Origin of the sequence: Streptomyces sp. YIM 121038, from assembly GCF_006088715.1 — a bacterium.
GTDB lineage: Bacteria > Actinomycetota > Actinomycetes > Streptomycetales > Streptomycetaceae > Streptomyces.
Genome location: NZ_CP030771.1, coordinates 356,109 through 374,360, shown reverse-complemented (window position 1 = coordinate 374,360; position 18,252 = coordinate 356,109). Strand labels below are relative to the sequence as shown.

The window sequence follows — 18,252 nt, the reverse complement described above, 5'->3', positions numbered from 1 at the left end:
GCATCGCGACACCCAAGGAGCCCCATGCACACCCCTGTCACCATCATCGGCGCCGGACTCGGCGGACTCTTACTGGCCCGCGTCCTGCGCCTCCACGACATCCCGGTCACGGTCTACGAAGCGGACCCCTCTCCGGCGGCGCGTACGCAGGGCGGGATGCTCGACATCCACGACCACACCGGCCAACTCGCCCTCAAGGCAGCCGGCCTGGCGGACGAGTTCCGCGGCCTCGTCCTGGAGGGCCGCCAGGCGCTCCGGCTCCTCGACCACAGCGGAACCGTCCTGTTCGAGAAGGACGACGACGGCACGGGCAGGAGCCCCGAGGTGCAGCGCGGCGAACTGCGCCAACTCCTGCTGGACACACTCCCGGACGGCACCGTCCGCTGGGGCCACAAGGCCACCGCCGTCCGCGCCCTCGCCGAGGGCCGCCACGAGGTGACCTTTGCCCAAGGCGCCGCCGCCGTCACGGACCTGCTGGTCGGCGCGGACGGCGCATGGTCGCGAGTCCGCCCCCTGCTCTCCGATGCCACCCCCGCATACGTCGGCCGGTCCTTCGTCGAGACCCGTCTGTACGACGCCGACACCCGCCACCCGGCCACCGCGCGAGCGGTCGGCGGCGGCACTCTCGTCGCGTTCGACCCGGCCGGGAACGGGACGTGGCTCGTGGCCCACCGGGAGAAGGGCGGGGCCCTGCACGCCTACGTCACACTGACCAAGCCGCAGGACTGGTTCACCACCCTCGACTTCACCGACACCGCCGCGGCCGCCGCGCGGATCGCGGAGGAGTACGAGGGCTGGGCGCCGGAGCTCACCGCGCTCATCACCGCCAGCGACGTCGCGCCGGTCCTGCGCCCCCTCCACTCCCTGCCGGTCGGGCACCGCTGGGACCGGGTGCCGGGAGTGACCCTGCTCGGCGACGCCGCCCACCTCGCGACCCCCAACGGCGAAGGCGCCAACCTGGCCTTGCAGGACGGCGCCGAACTCGGCCGGGCCATCGCCGCGCACCCCGGCGACATCGAGACCGCCCTCACCGAGTACGAGCGAGAGCTCTTCCCCCGCGGCGCGGCGGCCGCCGCCGCGGTCGCCCACGACCCCACGCCGCAGGACATGATCAATTTCTTCACCGGCGGGAAACAAGCGGGGATCTGACGGGACCGCGGATCTGGCAGCGCCACGGATCCGGCAACGTCACGGATCTGACGGAGCGTCAAATAGGGAGTGGCGGCAAGCTCTTCTCCCGAACCACTTTCACCACCTACGGAGGTTGTCCGTGTTCGCTGTGCAATACCACCGCTACGGCGGTTCCGAAGTCCTCCGCGTGGAGGAGGCCGAAGAGCCGCACGCCGGGCCGGGGCAGGTCCGCATCGCGGTGCGTGCCACGGGTGTCACCCCCGCCGACTGGTACCTGCGTACGGGGATGCTGCGGGGCATCGCTACCCTGGACTTCCCCCACATCCCCGGCATGGACGCCGCCGGAGTGGTCGACGAGGTGGGGGAGGGGGTGACCGGCACCGCCTTGGGGGACGAGGTCTTCGGTCTCGTACCGGTCGCGGACCAGGGAGGCGCCGCGGCCCAGTACGCCGTCCTTGAGGCATGGGCGCCCAAGCCCCGGTCGTGGTCCTTCGAGGAAGCGGGTGGCGCCGCGGGCAACATCGACACGGCCACGCGCGTCCTGGAGGCCCTGGGCGCCGCCGAGGGCATGACCTTGCTGATCGAGGGGGCCGCCGGCGGCGTCGGCACCATCACCGCGCAACTCGCCCGGGCCCGCGGCCTCACCGTGATCGGCACCGCGAGCGAGGGCAACCACGCCTTCCTCGACCGGCTCGGCGTCGTTCCGGTCACCTACGGGGCAGGCCTCGCCGACCGCCTCGCCCCACTGGCTCCCCAGGGAGTCGACGTGGTGCTGGACGCGGCCGGCAAGGGCTCCCTCGCCGAACTGGTGGGCCTCGTCGGCGACCCGGACCGCGTGGTGACCATCGCGGACTTCGACGCCGACCGCCACGGCGTGCGGTTCTCCCGCTCCCCGGCAGGAGAGTCACCCGGCTGGGCGGGACTGCCGCTGGCGGCCGAACTCGCCGATCGCGGCGGTCTCACCGTCCCGCTGCACGCCGTGTTCCCGCTGAAGGAAACGGCCACGGCTCATGACGAGAGCGCCTCCGGCCACGCGCGCGGCAAGATCGTCATCACCGTGCCCTGACGGCCTCAGCGACTGCTCAGCGCCTTCCCGTACTTCTGCGCGGTGGAGAGGTACGGGAGGCCGAGCGTGCGGGGTGAGAACGCCAGCGAGCCCCCGGCCGCACCCCTGGGGAGGAGCCATGCGGCGCCCAGCGAGGCGTTCTCGCCGGGGGATCCGACCGTGACGTCCGGTACGCGGTCGGCGTCGTAGTCGCCCGCGGCGACCGCCGCGCCGAAGGCGTCGCCCGCCTCGGCGACTCCCGGGACACCGGACGTGTCCTGGTTCCAGGAGACGGACCTGGCGGCGCCGCCCGCGTCGAGCAGGCCACGGGCGCCGCCGCGCAGCAGCCAGGCGGCGCCCGCCCCCGCCTTGCTTCCGATGGCCTCACCGGGAGCGCCCGCGATCAGGTCGTCGCGGCCGTCGCGGTTGACGTCGGCGACGGCCAGGGCGGCGCCGAAGCGGTCGCCGTCCTCGGCGACGCCCGGGACGCCCTCCGTGTCCTGGTTGAGGGTCTGGGTGCGGCTGCCGAACGAGCCGCCCGCGCGGCTTCCGTAGTGGACGTGGACGCCGCCGCCCTTGGCGAGCCGCTCGGGGCCGCACGGGTCGTCGATGTTCTCGTCGGCGATCTCACGGCACTCGCCGAGCGCCAGGTCGTCGTGGCCGTCGCCGTCGAAGTCACCGGCGGCCAGGGAGGTCACACCGGCGTTGTCCGTGTTCCAGAAGTTGGCCATCTCGGACCGGTCTGCGTCCCACTTCCACAGGCGTACGTGGGACTGCGTGCTGGGCCGGTCCGCGGTCCAGTACGCCACGCCCAGGTCCGCCGTGCCGTCGCTGTCGAAGTCACCGGTGGCCAGGACGGGGGCGCGGCCGCCCATGGGGGCGGCGACGACGGTGGTGACCATGCTGTCCTCGCCCTGGATGACCCGGGCGACGACCTTGTCCGTGCCGCCGACCACGATCGTCTTGTTGGCGCCGCCGGTCAGGTGGGCCGCCGCGACCGACTTGCCGTACGCGGCCGACGGCGACGGCCCGGTCAGGACCGTCGACCCCGGTCCCGGCCCGTTCCTCGAACCGCCTACGACGAGGACCGTACCCGCGTCCGTACCGCGGTCGGTGACGTCCTCCCCCGGGGCACCGGCGAGCAGTTCCGCGATGCCGTCGCCGTTGAGGTCGGTCAGCACCACGGACGCGCCGAAGCGGTCGCCCGTCTCCGGGGTGCCGGGAACCTCGGGGGTGGCCTGGGTGACACGGATGCTCCCGTGGGCGCCGACGCCCCTCGGACCTCCCCAGACGACGTTCACGTACCCGGCCTCGGCCCGGCCGCCGACGGTCCCGTCCGGGACGCCGACGGCGAGGTCCGCGTAGCCGTCGCCGTTGAAGTCACTCGTGGTGGCACGGGGCGCGGCAGCGGCGGCACCGGACGGGAGCACGAGCCCCGTGGTGACCGCGGCGGCGACTGCGATGGCGTAGGTGAGGATGCGGCGGCTGTGTGGCACGGAGGCTCCCACTCGGTCGACGGGACGAGGGCTATCGGGTCTGACTGCCGAGGGGCGGGGCTGGTTGTACGGAGTTCACCGGGGGTTGGGGCAGGGTTCACGACGGGTGGGGCGGAGTCCTCGCCAGGGAGGCGCGGTCCCGACCGGAGGCTTCTTCGAGGCCGACGGCCCCATCCCTTGCTGACCGGCGTTTGCAGCACCTTTGCCCGGGATGCCGAGGGGAACGGCCGCCTGCCGAGCGCGTGTTCCGCCGCTGCGCGGGGTCTGTGGCGGTGTGGTGAAGCGGTGTGATGGAGTACGGGAACAAAGGTCCGAGGTGTGAGAGGGCGGGGAGGGCGCGGAGCGCATCGTGAGTGGGGACAGGAAGATATCGGACGAGGAGTGGGAGCGCTTCCTGCGGGACGCCGAGGCCGGGAGCGCGGGCGCACCGCAGGAGCCGTCGGCGCGAGCCAGGATGGTGGGGCGGCGCCTTCAGGAGGAGCCCGGCCCGCCGGACGGGTGGCGGACGCACCAGCCCTCCCCGCGGCGAGCGGGCGGCAAAGCCGGGTACGTGGTCGGGCTGCTGGTGGCGGCCGTCCTGCTGGTCGTGGCCCTGGCTTCGGGACAGGTGTCGGGATGGTTCGGGAGCGACGGCGGGGACGGAGGGGACAAGCCCCTTGCCGCCGAGTCGGAGCGCCCCGAACAGCCGCCCGCACGGGAGGCAGAGCAACTGCCCACGGTGGACCGGCCGTTCAGGGGCTCTCCGGCGGCGCGGTGGAGCGACGGGGCGGCGGGCATCCACGTGCCGCCGGCGCGGGCCATCGGTTGGATGAGCAAGGACCAGGTCGCGCGGGCGCTCGCGCGCAGCCGGGACTTCCTCGCCCTGTCCAGCCTCGACGAGGACGTGCTGCGGGGGCAGCGGCCCAAGAAGGCCATCGCGCTGATCAACCCCCGCCAGCAGGACGTGCGGGACTACCTGGCCGCCGCCTTCGACACCCCCAGCCGGAAGAACGACCCCCTGCTGCTGTTCAGCCGCTTCCCGAAGGCCGAGGTGCGGCCCGCCGGTGACGTGGTGAAGACACGTGGGCGGATCACCTTCCGGGAGGGGAAGCGCGGCGCCCTGGAGGTCGTCAGCGACGTCACGTACGTCTATCCGGTCGTACGGGCCGCGAAGGGAAGCGACCAAACCGCGAAGGGAAGCGACCGGGCCGTGCGGGGGAGCGACGAGGTCGTGCGCACCATCGTGCGGAGGGAGGTGGTGATGAGCTGGGACAACCCGGCGAAGGTCATCACCGAGCCGGGCACGTTCTCCCTGGTGTCGTACAAGGCGGACTACACCAACGGCGGCTGTGACAACACCACCGGCTACTTCACCCCCAAGTTCGGCTCCGAGCGTGCCGCCCCCGGCGCCGAGGACGGCCCCGAGGTCGACCCGTACGACCGGAGCACGTCCATGGACGCCCGCATGCGGCAGGGCGGCGGGGCCGGGTGCGGTGTCGCCACCCGGTCGTGAAGGCCGTGGTCCGGCCGTCGGGCCGGGCCACGGCCTTCCCCCGGCTGTCAGCGGCGCTGCTCCCGCACGACCACGGCCTTATCTGCGGCGCGCGGTGTCGGAGGGCAGTTCGGCGAAGCGGGCGCGGTACTGACCGGCGAAGCGGCCGAGGTGCGAGACACCCCACCGGTAGGCGATCGTGCCGACGGGGTCGGTGGAGGTGAGGATGTCCTCCCGGATCCGGTCGAGCCGCAGATCGCGGACGTACGCCATGGGGGAGAGGCCGAGTCGGCCGCGGAAGGCGGAGCTGAGGGTGCGCGGGCTGCATCCCGCGGCGTCGGCGATGTCGTCGAGGCCGATGTGCTCGCTGAGGTTCGCTTCGATGAACGCGAGGGCCGCCCGCAGGGAACGCGGGTAGCCGGGGCGCGGGCCGTCGCGCAGCTCGTCGGTGTGCGAGTGCGGCTGGGCCAGGAGCAGGGCGGTGACGAGGCAGCGCAGCTGGCCGCGCCGCAGCTCCGCGCGCTGGAACAGGGGGTCTTGCGAGTCCAGCTGTTCGAGCAGGGAGCGGACGAGGAGGCGCACCGCCCGGCCCTTGGGCCTGGCCAGGTCCAGGGCGAAGTCGAAGCGCACGGTGGACACCGGCGGATGTCCGGTCAGCGCGGTGAACTCCTGGTCGACCAGGGCGGCGTCGAGCCGCAGGCCCAGGAACCGCGTCCTGCGGCCGCGCAGGGGGCGCAGTTCCTGGGTGTCTCCGGGGTTGGCGACTCCCGCCGTCGTCTCGTCGAGGGTCGCCCGCAGCGCGCCGCACGAGGCCGAGATGGCCCCGGAGACACCGATGTTGACGAAGTAGGAGCCGCGGGCGCGGCCCCTGGGCGTAGCGACCCGTACGTCGAGCGGCGAGGCGAAGTAGCCCACCGCGAAGTCGGGTGCGGCGACGCCGCGCAGTTCGTGCTCGCCACCGCACAGCTCGTCCAGGGGCGATGCGGAGATCGCGCCGCCGAACAGACGGGTGGCGGCGTTGAGCAGGTCGGCGGGGTTCCGGGACCTGGTGATGAGGTGGTGGCGCAGCGGCGTCGGCACGATGGCGGGACCCTTCCCTAGGGGCCCATTGTCGGCCACGGAGGCCGGTCGTCGGCTTCCCCCGAGCCGGGTGCGCAGAAGCTCCGAGAGGCCCCGCGCCTGGTCACGCGGGCTCGGCCATGAGCCGGTGGCAGGAGTCGGCCAGGGGATACGCCTCGTGGTGGCGCCGCGCCTGTTCCAGACCGGCGATGGCCACCGAGGTCTCCACGAGTGTCCGGCACCGCCGCGCGCGTCGGCCGACGAATGCCTGGAGCCCCAGCTCGACGGACTCGTGCCGCGCGAGCTCCCGGGCCAGTACGAGCCCGTCCTCGATGGCCAGGGCGGCCCCGCTGGCCATCTGCGGCGCGGGCGCGTGCGCGGCGTCCCCGATGACCACGCCGTTGCCCCGGTGCCAGGCGCCTCCCAGGAGCGCCGTGAGGACCGGGCGGCGCACCACCGATGCCGACGCGGCCACGAGGGAGCGGATCTCCTCCACCCGCCCCGGGAACGCCTCGAGGAGTTGCCGCAGGCGCGGGGCGAGTTCGGCCTCGGGCAGGGCGCTCCGCTCCACCCCGTTCTCCGTCAGGAACACGTACGCCTGTCGGTCCGAGAGGGGGACGAGTCCGGCGGTGTCGGCCTTCCCGGCGAACTGATGGATCCCTGTGGCCCACCGCGGGCGGGGCACCAGAGCCCGCCAGACCATCTGCCCGTGGAAGTCGAGCGAGGCTTCGAGCCCCAGCAGGCCCCGTACCGCCGAGCGGATCCCGTCCGCGCCGACCAGCAGGGCGACTCGCCGTACCGTCCCGTCGGACAGCCGTACGCGGACGAGCGCCCCATCGTGATCCACCGCGGCCACGGTCAGCCCGTGGCGCACCACCGCGCCGCACCGCTCGGCTTCCGCGTGCAGGACGCGGTGGAGGGCGGGGCGCGCGATACCCGCCATCGCCGGCCGTCGCGCACCGATGAGGCGCGGCAACTGGACCTCACCCGCGGGCTCGCCGTGCACGTCCACGTGCGTGATCGTGCTCATGCCGTAGCCCTCGGCCGTGCACGCGTCCGCGAGCCCCAACTCGTCGAGCGCGCGCAGCGAAGGGCCGGTCAGACACAGCCCCCAACCAGCGGGAGCCTCCGGCGGGCCGGCCTCGGCGACCTCCACCTGCCAGCCGTCGCGCGCCAGAGCAGTGGCCGCCGTCAGACCGGCGATGCCCGCCCCTACGACCACGGCCGTCCGCACCCCGCGATACCTGTCCATGTACGCCTCCAGAGCGCCGATTTCCACGAAACCGTAGGGCGCGTCGAGGCTCTGCCCTATCCGAATCGGGCAGCGGCCATCCGCCGGCGGCAAGCGGTCGTCCGAGGGGAGGCCGGGGCCTGAGCCGTGCCACCTCGGCGGCGGAGGCGCGTGTGCGGCGGCGGCCCCGACCGCCGCCGCACACATGCGGCCGCCCCGGGCTCGGCTCAGGCGGAATCCGAGCGCACGAGCCGAGCCCTGTGGCGGGTCACTTCCACGGATCGGTGAACGAGCGCCCGGGCACCGGCTTCGCGATGAGCGCCACCGAGATGAAGAAGTTGACCTGCCCGATCGCGAACATCAGCGTGGCGAGCGCCTTGGGCTCGTAGTGCGCGGCCGCCTCGGCGTACAGCTCGTCGGAGACCCGCTCACCGTCCGCGGACGGCTGGAGCACCGCCTCCGTGAGGGCCAGCGCCGCCCGCTCGGCGGCGGTGAAGTACGGCGAGTCCTGCCAGGAGGCCACCGACGTGATCCGCTCCTCCGACTCCTCGGCCTTGCGCAGGAAGCCGGTGTGCAGAACGGTCAGATAGGTGCTGCCCACGATCTGGCCCGCACGCAGCTGCAGCAGACTGATCGTGGAACGCGGCACCGAACCGTTGCCGGTGACCTTGAACAGCGCGGCCGACACCGCCGCCAGCTCCGGAACGAGCTCCGCGGGGTCCTCGGACAGACGCGGCTCCATCGGGATCTCCGCCGTGATCGAACGTGTTCCCATCGTTATCTCCTTATGTCGTCTCAAGACCGTGCATCGTGCGGTCACTGCCATGACGGATGGCGGCGGGGAAATGTGACCGGGAGGAGCCTGCTTTTTCTGCCCGGCTTCGAAATCGGTCCTTCACCGGGTGCGGAGGTGGCTCGACTCGTCCGCTACGAGGGCCCCGTGGCCATGCCACTGCCGACCCTGACACGCTGGTCTGGGCCCGGCCCGTGTTCCTTCAGGGCGCTGGCCGAGCAGCGGCACGTACGCCGTCGTCCTGGTGACCCGACGGGGTGACGTTCAGCCGACACCGCTCGGTAGGCAACCCGCACCACTCGGCGGGTCACCCCGCACCGGTTGAGTCTCCCGTCGGGGGAGACATCAAGCTAGGGGCATGCACAGCGACACCTCATCCTCCCTCTACTCCATCGGAGAGCTGGCACGCCGGACCGGTCTGACGGTGAAGGCGATCCGGTTCTACTCCGACAAGGGACTCGTTCCGCCGACCGACCGCAGCCCGGTGGGCTACCGGCTGTACGGCCCCGACGCGCTCGCCCGCCTGGACCTGGTCCGGACGCTGCGCGAGCTCGGGCTCGACCTCGCGACCGTGCGCAAGGTGCTGGACCACGAGGTGTCCCTCCCCGAAGTCGCCGAGGCGCACGCCGACGCGCTCGACGTACAGATCCAGGCCCTGCGGCTGCGCCGGGCGGTCCTGCGGGCCGTCGCACGGCAGGGCCCCACCCCCATGGAAGTGGACCTCATGCACCGACTCGCCACGCTCTCCCGCGCCGAACAGCACCAGCTGGTGGCCGACTTCATCGACGCCGTCTTCGAGGACGGGGACGCCAACCCGGAGTTCGCGAGCCTGATGCGGTCCGTCCTGCCGGAGCTTCCCGACGATCCCGCCCCGGACCAGGTCGGAGCCTGGGCGGAACTCGCCGAGCTGTGCCGGAGCACGCAGTTCCGGGCTGCGATCCGGCGTGTCGCCGAGGCCCAGGCCCAAGAGCCCTCCCCAGAGGCGGTCAGCGCCCTGCACGACGACCTCAACCGGGCGCTGCGCGAACGCGTTCTGGAGGCCGCGACCGTCGGCATCCTCCCGGCCTCCTTGCTGACCGCGCCGCTCACCGACTCGCTGAGCGACCTCTACGGGTACGCGTTCGAGCACGCGGGTGACGGTGACCTGCGGCGCTGGCTGCTCGCCCGCCTCCTCCTGACCGCCGACCCGCACGTCGAGCGGTACTGGCGCCTCCTGTCGACGGTCAACGGATGGCCCGCCTCGGCGCGGCTGGCTCCTGTGTACGCCTGGTTCACCGCCGCCGCGGCGGTGACTTCCCAGGGGTGACCAGGAGTCCGCTCCCAGGGTGGATCAGGGACCGGTCAGGGTGATCACCGATGGACAACGGCGGTCGCTCTCAGCAGAGTTGATCTCACCGCTGAGGCACGTCACCGCTGCTCTGGAGGAACCCTGATGCGTAGAAACTCCCCCTCACCGTTCTGGCCCTGGCCGCCGCTGTCACCGTGGGCCTGGCGGCGCCCGCGACCGCCGACCAACGAGACCCTGTGCGCCAGAGGTTGGACACCCTGCTGCACTCCGACCGCGCCCTCGGGGCACTGGCGAGCGCCATGGACCGTAACGGGAACCTCCGCACCTATACCGCGGGTGTGGGGGACCGGGACACGCACGCGAAGGTGCCCCGGGACGGCCAGGTCCGGATCGGCAGCGTCACCAAGACGTTCACCGCCGTGGTCGTGCTGCAACTGGTCCACGAGGGCGAGATCGCCCTGGACGCCTCGGTCGAGACGTACCTGCCGGGCCTCGTGCGCGGAAAGGGGATCGACGGACAGAAGATCACGGTGCGTCAGCTCCTCCAGCACACCAGCGGACTTCCCGAGTACGAGGGCGACGTCACGAACGACATCCTCGAGCGCCGGTACCTCTCTCCCCGCGACGCCCTGGACGTCGCCCTCGGCCACGAAGCCGTCTTCACTCCCGGTACGGAGTGGGGATACAGCAGCACGAACTACCTGATCGCCGGTCTCATTGTGCAGAAGGTCACTGGACGGCCCCTCGCCGAGGAAGTCGACCGGCGCGTCATCCGGCGCATCGGGCTGCGCCACACCTACTTCCCCGCCCCCGGCGAGACGACCATCCGGGAACGCCACCCCCAGGGCTACCGCCAGGATCACGCGGACGCCCCGCCGCGCAACGTCACCGATATCGACCCCTCCGCGTCCTGGGCGGCAGGCGCGATGGTCTCCACCAACTCCGACCTCAACCGCTTCTTCTCCGCGCTGCTCGACGGCGGCGAGCGGCTCCTGAAGGAGGACCAGCTCAAGGAGATGCGCACCACCGTCCCCATGGAGGACCCCAACGTCCCCGCGGAGAAGCGCCGTTACCACGCCGGACTGGGGATCGTCAGCGTGAAGCTGCCCTCCTGCGGCAAGGTGGCCTGGGGCCACAGCGGCGCGATACCGGGCTACGGAACGTGGGCCGCGGCCACCGACGACGGCCGCGCCGCCAGCGTCTCGATGACCCTCGAACCGAAGAGCGGCGAAGCCGTGAAGCACCTCGAAGAAGCCATGGAGGCGGCCCTGTGCGACCGCTGACCGCCAGGCGGCGCGACGGCGGGCCGCCTCCGGGGAGAGGAGACGACCCGCTGTGGATGCCAGGGGCCTACGGCCGTGTGCGGGGTACTAGCAGGCCTTGATGTAGCCGACGGGGGCCCAGTTGCCGTTGGTTCCGTAGGGCGCGGGCCTGGTGTGGGAGAGGAAGCGCTTGTTGTGGTCGTACCAGCTGCCCTGCCGCCCCGGCGTCTGGTTGTTGTACCAGGAGCCGCCGCTGCGCCAGCCGCTCGGCTTCTTGTAGAGCACGTTGCACTGGTACCACTCGCGCTCCTGACCGGTGTAGTTCCGGCCGGAGTAGCCGCAGAGGCGCTTGTACGTGCAGGTGTGGCGCGCACTGGCAGCAGTGCCCTCGGCCCGACTGCCGTTCAGCTCCCGTACGTACTTCTCGCCGGGCAGCGGCACCAGGAGCCTGCCGTCCGCGTAACGGATCTCGTTGGCGGCGGTCTGTTTTCCACCCTCCTTGGCCAGAAGGGTGTCGATCGTGCTCTGCAACTGGGTGGCCTCGGAGGCCGTCAGGCCGGAGTCCATGGCCTGGCTCCGGAAGGCGGGCTGATCGGCCTGGGCCGACGGGGCGGCCAGCGCCACACCACCGCCCAGGGCGATCGAGACGGTCACGAGAGTAAGGCTCTTGCGAAGGTTCATCTGCTGGCTTCCTGTGTGGACGCTGTGGTCTTGGAATGCCGCGCCCCGGGTACGCCCTGCCCTCCGCGTGAACGGCAGGGCGTACGGAAACGAGGGGGGACCCGCGGATGCTCCGCGAAAGGGGCTGTGCACCCCCTCGCCGGGACACGGCGACTGAGGCCGTGCACCAGGGATTCCAGCGCCCACGGAATTGTCCGGCAGCCCGTTTCCGCACCACGGGACAAAACGTGGTGCGGGTGGGACGGTCGGCGATGTGCGGGACGGTTTCGGCACGCTCGCCGGGACGGGTTCCACTATCCGGTGCGGGGAGGCAGCGTCGTCTCCGCGTGGATCAGGAGACGTCGGCGGTGCCCCCGCCCGCCCCGGGCTTGTCGAAGAGGGCGCACAGCGTGGCGGACTGGAGTGCCTTGGCCGACTTGATCAGCTGGGGGAAGGCCTCCGGGAACTCGGCGAACGCCTCCGTCGAGATGAGGACGCTCGCGGTGCGCCGCCCCGTGGGGTCCGTGAGGTGGGTGCTGAGGTAGCCGGGGATGCCGCCGTCGTGGGACCACACCGTGCCGCACTCGGTGGTGGCGGTCTGGATGCCGAGGCCGTAGCCGGGCCCGTCCGGCTGGTCGGGGAAGATCGGCACGGTGGTGCGCATCTGCGCCAGCTGCGCGGCGGGGAGCAGCTCGCCGGACATCAACGCCGTGTAGAAGCGGTCCCAGTCACGGGCGGTGGACACCACCGCACCGGCCGCGCCGCCCCACGCAGGGCTGTTGGCGGAGACGTCCACGTGCTCCGCTCGGGGCACCCCGGCGTAGTTCCGGAACTCGGGCGGCACGCCCGGCGGCATGTGCGCCGCGTCGGGTTCGTAGCCGCGGGCGTGCGGGCCGCGCCAGGTCGAGTCCTCGGCGTAGTACGTGTGCCGCAGGCCGAGCGGCCGGGCGATCCGGTCACGGACCAGCTCCGCCAGGCTCCGGCCGGTGGCCTTCTCCAGGACCGCGCCGACCGCGGCGTAGTTCGTGTTGCTGTACGCCCACCGCGTGCCCGGAGGGAAGTGCGGATCGTGCCGTACGCCCACGGCCAGCAGCTGCTCCGAGGTCCACCGCCTCGGGTCCTTGCCCAGGATGGAGGGCACGAGCTCCGGGTCCTCGGTGTAGTCGTGCAGGCCGCTGGTGTGGTTGAGCAGCATGCGCAGCGTGATCGCGTGGCCGTCCGGCACCTGGCCCGGCAGCCACTTGGCCACCGGGTCGGTCAGCGCGAGCTTGCCCTCGGCGGCCAGTTGCAGCACCAGGGTGGCCATCATGGTCTTGGTGTTGGAGCCCATCCGGAACTCGTCGCCCGGCCGGAGCCGGTGCTCGGAGCGGGCCCACGGCGCCTGTTCGACGACCTCGATCGGCCGACCGCGGCCGTCATCCACCCGCACCACCACACCGGGTGCCCCGGCAGCCACCACCTTCCGCGCCAACGTGTCCAGCTGGTCGCGCCGGTGGGCTCCGGCGTCCTTCCCGGAAGCAGGCGCGTCGTGCGCCGACACGGTACCGGTCGGCCCGGTCGCCGCCTGCCCCGGCTGCTCAAGGCCGATGCCTAAGCCGGCCACTGTCAGGACGGACACCGCCGCCACCAGGTGGAGGCGGTGTCTACGAGTCCGGTGAGCCGGGCGCGTTCGGGAGGGCCTGCGTACGGGGAAGTGGAGCGACCTGGTCGTCATGCCGATCACCCTTGCGTACGGAGGCCGTGCGGGTCACTGGAGCACGCCGGACATTCGGAGGTGGGGCTTGCCCCCGCATGAGTCCACGCGCGTCCGGCTCACACCCCCGTGCGGCTTACGCCCGTGCGGCTTACGCCCGTGCGGCTTACGCCGGTCCGGTTCACGCCTTCCGGTTCGCGCCCCTCCGGCTCACGGCCGGAACTGGCCCGCGTCGACGGACGGAACTTGCGCGCTCCCATCTGATCGGACGAGCACCAGCAGGAGCACTTGTGGGCCACGGCGCCAGCACCGACACCAGGACCGGCGCCAGGCTCGGCCCGGCACCAGCACCAGGACCGGCACCACGGTCGCCCCCGGCCCCGGCCCCGCAGCAGTCACAGCCATCGGTCTCGGCGAGATGGGACGGGCACTGGCGGACGCCCTCATCGCCGCCAAGGCCGATGACCTGGCCGCTCGCGGCGCTGTGCGCGGTCTTGGGGGCGGCCAAGTACCTCGCCGCCGACGTGGACTCGGACGCGAAGCCGGAGTTCACCCAGGGGCTCGACGTGGCGCTCGCCGGAGTGCGCAACATGGCGCGGGCGTCCCGGGACGCGGGCGTGCGCGCCGAGTACTTCGAGCGCGCGGCGGCGGCGTTGGAGCAGCAGCTCGCCGAGGGGCAGACCGTCTACACCGCGCCCGGGGAAGTGGCACGCCTCAGGGCTTCCGGCTGAGGAACGAGCCGCCGGTCAGGCCCCGGGCCCCACGATCAGGACGACCTTCCCCCGGGGATGCCCCCGCTCCTGGTGGCGGACGGCGGCCGGGGCCTCGGCCAGGGGATGGACGCTGTCGACGGCCGGAGTGAGGGCGCCGCTCTCGATCAGGGACGTGAGGGTCAGCAGGTCCGCCCGGCGTACGACGGCCAGCAGGCCGAGCAGATCGTGCCGTACGAAGCGGGTCAGCAGGGCCATCCGCAGCTGGGTGCCGGTGTCGCCGAACCATCGGCTCCCGCCCTCGCCGCCGATGCGCACGAGGGTGCCGTTCGGGGTGAGGACGCGGCGCAGCCGGGGCAGGGGACGGTTCCCGGCGGCATCGAGGACGACGTCGTACCGGTGGGGGCTGTCGGTGATCTCCTGGCGGGTGTGGTCGAGGACGGCCGTGGCGCCCAAGGAGCGCACGAAGTCGGCCGATGCGCCGCCGCAGACGCCGACGACCTCCGCGCCGTGGGCGACGGCGAGCTGGACGGCGAAGCTGCCCACGCCGCCCGATGCGCCGATGACCAGCACCTTCTGGCCTGCCCGCAGGCCCGCCTTGGTGTGCAGGGCCTGGAGGGCGGTGACGCCGGAGACCGGGACGGCGGCGGCCTGCTCGAAGGTGACGTTCTCGGGCTTCGGGGCGATCCTTGCGGTCTTGGCGAGCGCGTACTCGGCGAAGGAGCCGTCGAGGTGCCCATAGACCGCGTCGCCGGGTACGAAGTCCGTCACCTTCGCGCCGACCGCTTCGACGCGTCCGGCGCCGTCCCAGCCCCGTACGGGATTCCTGGGCCCGCGCAGTCCGAAGACCGGACGGACCATCAGGGGCAGCCCGGTCATCACGTGCCGGACGTCCGGGCCGACCCCGGCGGCGTACACGCGCACCAGCACCTCGCCCTCGGCGGGGGAGGGCCGGTCGACGTCCCGTACGTGAAGGGTGTCCGCGGAGCCGTAGACGTCCTGGACGATGGCCTTCACGGTGGATTCCCCCGGTCGTGGTGAGCGGGCGCGGCGGGCCGCCCGCGCGGGCCCCGGCGGGGCGTGGGCGGTCCACGCGCGCGCACGGGCGCGCCAAGGCGCGGCCCGGCGGCGACCTCCCCAGCATCGCGCGAACACGCGTCCCTGCCTAGGGAGTTGGGCCCAGCGGTCCACACGCGTACCGACGGGAGCAGGAACCGGCCACCCACCCATTGACATGATCATGAAGCATGACGAGCCTGGCGTTCGCGCACAAACGTGCCGGACAACTGCAAGGGGGGCTCATGAGACGAAGAACCCGTGCGAGATCGATCCTCGCCGCCGGTGCCCTGCTCGTCGGCGGGGTGGCCGCCGCACCGCAGGCCCAGGCGAGCGGCCCGGCCGGAGCCTCGGCCGACGGCGACGCGGCGGCTGTGAAGGTCTACCAGGCCGAGATCACCAAGAAGCAGATCCCCATCGTGCTCAAGGCGGGCCAGGACGCCCACGAACTCGCCGGGCAGGTGCCCGGACGCGGCACCGGACGCGTCGAGCTCTATCTGACCGAAGCCCAGGCGAAGTCGGTCGAACGCCAGGGCGTCGACCTCGAAGAGCGCAAGATCTCCCAGGCCACCGAGAAGCGGCTCGCGGCCGCGGGCGACGGCGTCTACCGGCCCTACAGCGGTAAGGGCGGGCTCCAGGAGGAGATCGTCAAGACCGCGCAGGCCCACCCCGGCCTCACCAAGGTCGTCTCCATCGGCAAGACCCTCCAGGGCAAGGACATCCTCGCCCTCAAGCTCTCCAAGGGCGCGGCGAAGTCCAAGGACGGCTCCAAGCCGGCCACGCTGTACATGTCCAACCAGCACGCGCGCGAGTGGATCACCCCCGAGATGACCCGCCGCCTGATGCACCACTACCTGGACAACTACGGCAAGGACAAGCGCATCACCAAGCTCGTGAACTCCACCGAGCTGTGGTTCGTGCTCTCCGCCAGCCCCGACGGCTACGACTTCACGCACGCCGCCGACGGCGACCGCCAGTGGCGCAAGAACCTCCGCGACATCGACGGCGACGGCAGGATCGCCGCGGGCGACGGCGTCGACCTCAACCGCAACTTCTCCTACAAGTGGGGCTACGACAACGAGGGTTCGTCCCCGAACGCGTCCTCGGAGACCTACCGCGGCACCGGCCCGATGTCCGAGCCCGAGACGAAGGCGATCGACCGCTTCCAGAAGCGCATCGGCTTCACGTACGGGATCAACTACCACTCGGCGGCCGAACTGATCCTCTACGGGGTGGGCTGGCAGGTCGCCACCCCCACGCCTGACGACGTGCTCTACAAGGCCCTGGCCGGCACCCCCGAGAAGCCCGCGGTCCCCGGCTACCACCCGCAGGTCTCCTCCGAGCTGTACACCACCAACGGCGAGGCCGACGGACACGCGGGCAACGTCAACGGCATCGCGATGTTCACACCGGAGATGTCCACCTGCCAGACCGCCTCGAACATCGACCCCAATGACGCCTGGAAGCCCCAGGACTGCGCGTCCGTCTTCACCTTCCCCGACGACGAGAAGCTGATCCAGCAGGAGTTCGCGAAGAACGTGCCCTTCGCGCTCGCCGTCGCCGAGTCCGCGCTCCACCCCGACCGCCCGGTCTCCGTCACCGGGGCCGACGCCCCCGACTTCACCCCCGACTCCTTCACCACCTCCTACGCGCGCGGCGGTGACCAGGAAGTCGCCGTCACCGCCCGCAGGTCGGTGCGCGACAAGGAGCTGCGCTACCGCGTCAACGGCGGCCGCACGCAGACCGAGGAACTCACGCGGTGGAAGGGCGGCGAGACCTACGGCGGCGAGGACAACCTGTACTTCGACCAGTACCGCGCCGAGGTCGAGGGCGCGCGTGTGGGCGACAAGGTCGAGGTGTGGTTCAGCGGCCGCGCCAAGAAGGCCCGCACCGACAGCGAGCACTTCACGTACACCGTCGCCGAACGCCCCAAGGCGAACACCCTCGTCGTCGCCGAGGAGGGCGCGAGCGCCACGCAGACCCAGAAGTACGTCGACGCGGTGAAGGCCAGTGGCCGTACGGCGGCGGTCTGGGACGTCGCCAAGCAGGGCACCCCGCACCCGCTGGGCGTCCTGTCGCACTTCCGCGCGGTGGTGCACTACACCGGCGACCCGGTGCCCGGCGCGCCCACGCAGCTGGCCCTGCGCGCCTACCTCAACGAGGGCGGCAAACTCATCGAGTCCGGCGAGCGGGCGGGCGGCAACGTCGACCTCGGCGACGCGCTCACCGACGACTTCGCGCAGTACTACCTGGGTGCCTACGAACGTCTGCCCGCGGCCGGAGCCCAGCGCTTCACCGGCAGCGGCGTCCTCGCCGGAGCCGACGGGCCGGTCGCGGGCGCCGAAGGCAACCCGCTGGACAAGGCGGGCCGCTTCACCGTCACCTCCGACAACCTGCCCGCGCAGCAGTTCCCGCAGTTCAAGAGCGCGGCGGCGGGTGCCTACCCCGGCCTGACCAACCCCTACGCCCCGTACGCGGGCCAGGGCATGGCCTCCGCGACCCACTCCGACCGGGACTACAAGCGCCTCACCCACACCATCGACCTCACCGGTGTCACGGCCGCCGACCAGCCGCAGCTGCGCCTCGCGCTGAACTGGAACCTGGAGAACGGCTTCGACCACGGTCTGCTGGAGGCACACACCCCGGGCGCCGACGACTGGACCACCCTGGCGGACCGCAACGGCGGCTCGTCCGGCGCCGTGCCCGCCCAGTGCACGGCGGGCTTCTTCATCAACGCCCACCCGTTCCTGCGCCACTACCTCACCCGCGGCGCGACCAGCTGCACGGCCAGCGGCAGCAGCGGCAGCTGGAACAGCTTCACCGGCTCCTCCGGCGGCTGGAAGCAGACCGCTTTCGACCTCAGTGCCTACGCGGGCAAGAAGGTCGAGGTCTCCCTCAGCTCCGTCACCGACCCCTCCGACGGCGGCCGCGGCCTCTTCGCCGACAACGCCCAACTGGTCGTCGGCGGCACCGCGACCGAGACCGAGGGATTCGAGACCTCGCTCGGCACCTGGGCCGTCGCCCCGGCCCCGCCCGGAAGCGCCAACATCACCGGTGACTGGGCCCGTACCGGCGAGCTCTACCGGCCCCACGCCGCGGTCACCGCACGCGACAGCGTCCTGCTCGGCTTCGGATTCGAGCACGTCACCGAAGCCACCGACAGGGCGGCCCTGATGCGTGCCGCCCTGAACCACCTGCGCGACTGACACCCGAGGGCCGCACTCCGGGCCCGTAGCCCTGATGGAGAGGAACGTCCAGGAAACGCGCACCCCGTATGACATCGGCCTCCGGGACCCGCAAGGGGCCCGGAGGCCGATCCCTTGCCCCGCCGCACCGGCGAGACCGCCCGTCACCTGC

The 18,252-nt window shown here is 72.2% G+C and carries 14 protein-coding genes; 7 read left to right on the top strand and 7 right to left on the bottom strand.

The window, feature by feature from the left end; genetic code table 11:
* Nucleotides 1–24: 24 nt before the first annotated feature.
* Both C9F11_RS01555 and C9F11_RS01550 read left to right on the top strand, forming a co-directional pair.
* Nucleotides 25–1,149, top strand: a complete 1,125-nt coding sequence (locus tag C9F11_RS01555) for an NAD(P)/FAD-dependent oxidoreductase (protein ID WP_138957527.1) — start codon at nucleotides 25–27, stop codon at nucleotides 1,147–1,149.
* Between the two features lie 121 nt (nucleotides 1,150–1,270).
* Complete coding sequence (locus C9F11_RS01550) at nucleotides 1,271–2,197, top strand: NADP-dependent oxidoreductase (RefSeq protein ID WP_212767785.1); 927 nt, start codon at nucleotides 1,271–1,273, stop codon at nucleotides 2,195–2,197.
* 5 nt (nucleotides 2,198–2,202) lie between these two features.
* On the opposite strand, the gene C9F11_RS01545 is transcribed toward C9F11_RS01550, so the two are convergent.
* Nucleotides 2,203–3,672, bottom strand: coding sequence for an FG-GAP repeat protein (locus tag C9F11_RS01545; RefSeq protein ID WP_249401544.1), 1,470 nt, complete (start codon nucleotides 3,670–3,672; stop codon nucleotides 2,203–2,205).
* 346 nt (nucleotides 3,673–4,018) lie between these two features.
* On the opposite strand from C9F11_RS01545, the gene C9F11_RS01540 reads away from it, so the two are divergent.
* Nucleotides 4,019–5,164 (top strand): hypothetical protein, encoded by a 1,146-nt coding sequence (locus tag C9F11_RS01540; protein ID WP_138957526.1) that lies wholly within the window; start codon nucleotides 4,019–4,021, stop codon nucleotides 5,162–5,164.
* 78 nt (nucleotides 5,165–5,242) lie between these two features.
* Here the strand turns inward: C9F11_RS01540 and C9F11_RS01535 are convergent, their stop codons facing one another.
* From C9F11_RS01535 to C9F11_RS01525, 3 genes are all read right to left on the bottom strand, one after another.
* Entirely contained in the window at nucleotides 5,243–6,223 is a 981-nt protein-coding gene (locus C9F11_RS01535) for an AraC family transcriptional regulator (RefSeq protein ID WP_138957525.1), read from the bottom strand.
* Nucleotides 6,224–6,326: 103 nt separating this feature from the next.
* The gene (locus C9F11_RS01530) at nucleotides 6,327–7,454 is read right to left on the bottom strand and encodes an FAD-dependent monooxygenase (protein ID WP_249401543.1); all 1,128 of its coding nucleotides are present in this window, start codon (nucleotides 7,452–7,454) and stop codon (nucleotides 6,327–6,329) included.
* 247 nt (nucleotides 7,455–7,701) lie between these two features.
* Nucleotides 7,702–8,208, bottom strand: a complete 507-nt coding sequence (locus tag C9F11_RS01525; protein WP_171075601.1) for a carboxymuconolactone decarboxylase family protein — start codon at nucleotides 8,206–8,208, stop codon at nucleotides 7,702–7,704.
* A 376-nt stretch (nucleotides 8,209–8,584) separates the two neighbouring features.
* Between C9F11_RS01525 and C9F11_RS01520 the strand changes: the two genes are divergently transcribed.
* Both C9F11_RS01520 and C9F11_RS01515 read left to right on the top strand, forming a co-directional pair.
* Nucleotides 8,585–9,532 carry a MerR family transcriptional regulator gene (locus tag C9F11_RS01520; protein WP_138957524.1) on the top strand — a complete coding sequence of 316 codons (948 nt, stop codon included), beginning with the start codon at nucleotides 8,585–8,587 and terminating at the stop codon, nucleotides 9,530–9,532.
* A gap of 218 nt (nucleotides 9,533–9,750) precedes the next feature.
* Nucleotides 9,751–10,797 (top strand): serine hydrolase domain-containing protein, encoded by a 1,047-nt coding sequence (locus tag C9F11_RS01515; RefSeq protein WP_346347220.1) that lies wholly within the window; start codon nucleotides 9,751–9,753, stop codon nucleotides 10,795–10,797.
* 87 nt (nucleotides 10,798–10,884) lie between these two features.
* On the opposite strand, the gene C9F11_RS01510 is transcribed toward C9F11_RS01515, so the two are convergent.
* Together C9F11_RS01510 and C9F11_RS01505 are read right to left on the bottom strand one after the other, a co-directional pair.
* Nucleotides 10,885–11,430 (bottom strand): hypothetical protein, encoded by a 546-nt coding sequence (locus C9F11_RS01510; RefSeq protein WP_138957522.1) that lies wholly within the window; start codon nucleotides 11,428–11,430, stop codon nucleotides 10,885–10,887.
* A gap of 358 nt (nucleotides 11,431–11,788) precedes the next feature.
* Nucleotides 11,789–13,054 carry a serine hydrolase domain-containing protein gene (locus C9F11_RS01505; protein WP_212767784.1) on the bottom strand — a complete coding sequence of 422 codons (1,266 nt, stop codon included), beginning with the start codon at nucleotides 13,052–13,054 and terminating at the stop codon, nucleotides 11,789–11,791.
* A 536-nt stretch (nucleotides 13,055–13,590) separates the two neighbouring features.
* Between C9F11_RS01505 and C9F11_RS01500 the strand changes: the two genes are divergently transcribed.
* Entirely contained in the window at nucleotides 13,591–13,860 is a 270-nt protein-coding gene (locus C9F11_RS01500; protein ID WP_138957520.1) for a hypothetical protein, read from the top strand.
* 15 nt (nucleotides 13,861–13,875) lie between these two features.
* On the opposite strand, the gene C9F11_RS01495 is transcribed toward C9F11_RS01500, so the two are convergent.
* Nucleotides 13,876–14,856 (bottom strand): NAD(P)-dependent alcohol dehydrogenase, encoded by a 981-nt coding sequence (locus C9F11_RS01495; protein ID WP_171075600.1) that lies wholly within the window; start codon nucleotides 14,854–14,856, stop codon nucleotides 13,876–13,878.
* Between the two features lie 284 nt (nucleotides 14,857–15,140).
* Here C9F11_RS01495 and C9F11_RS01490 point away from each other — a divergent pair, with 284 nt between their 5' ends.
* A complete protein-coding gene (locus C9F11_RS01490) occupies nucleotides 15,141–18,101 on the top strand; it encodes a M14 family metallopeptidase (protein WP_138957518.1) in 2,961 nt (986 codons plus the stop codon).
* The last annotated feature ends 151 nt before the right edge of the window (nucleotides 18,102–18,252 follow it).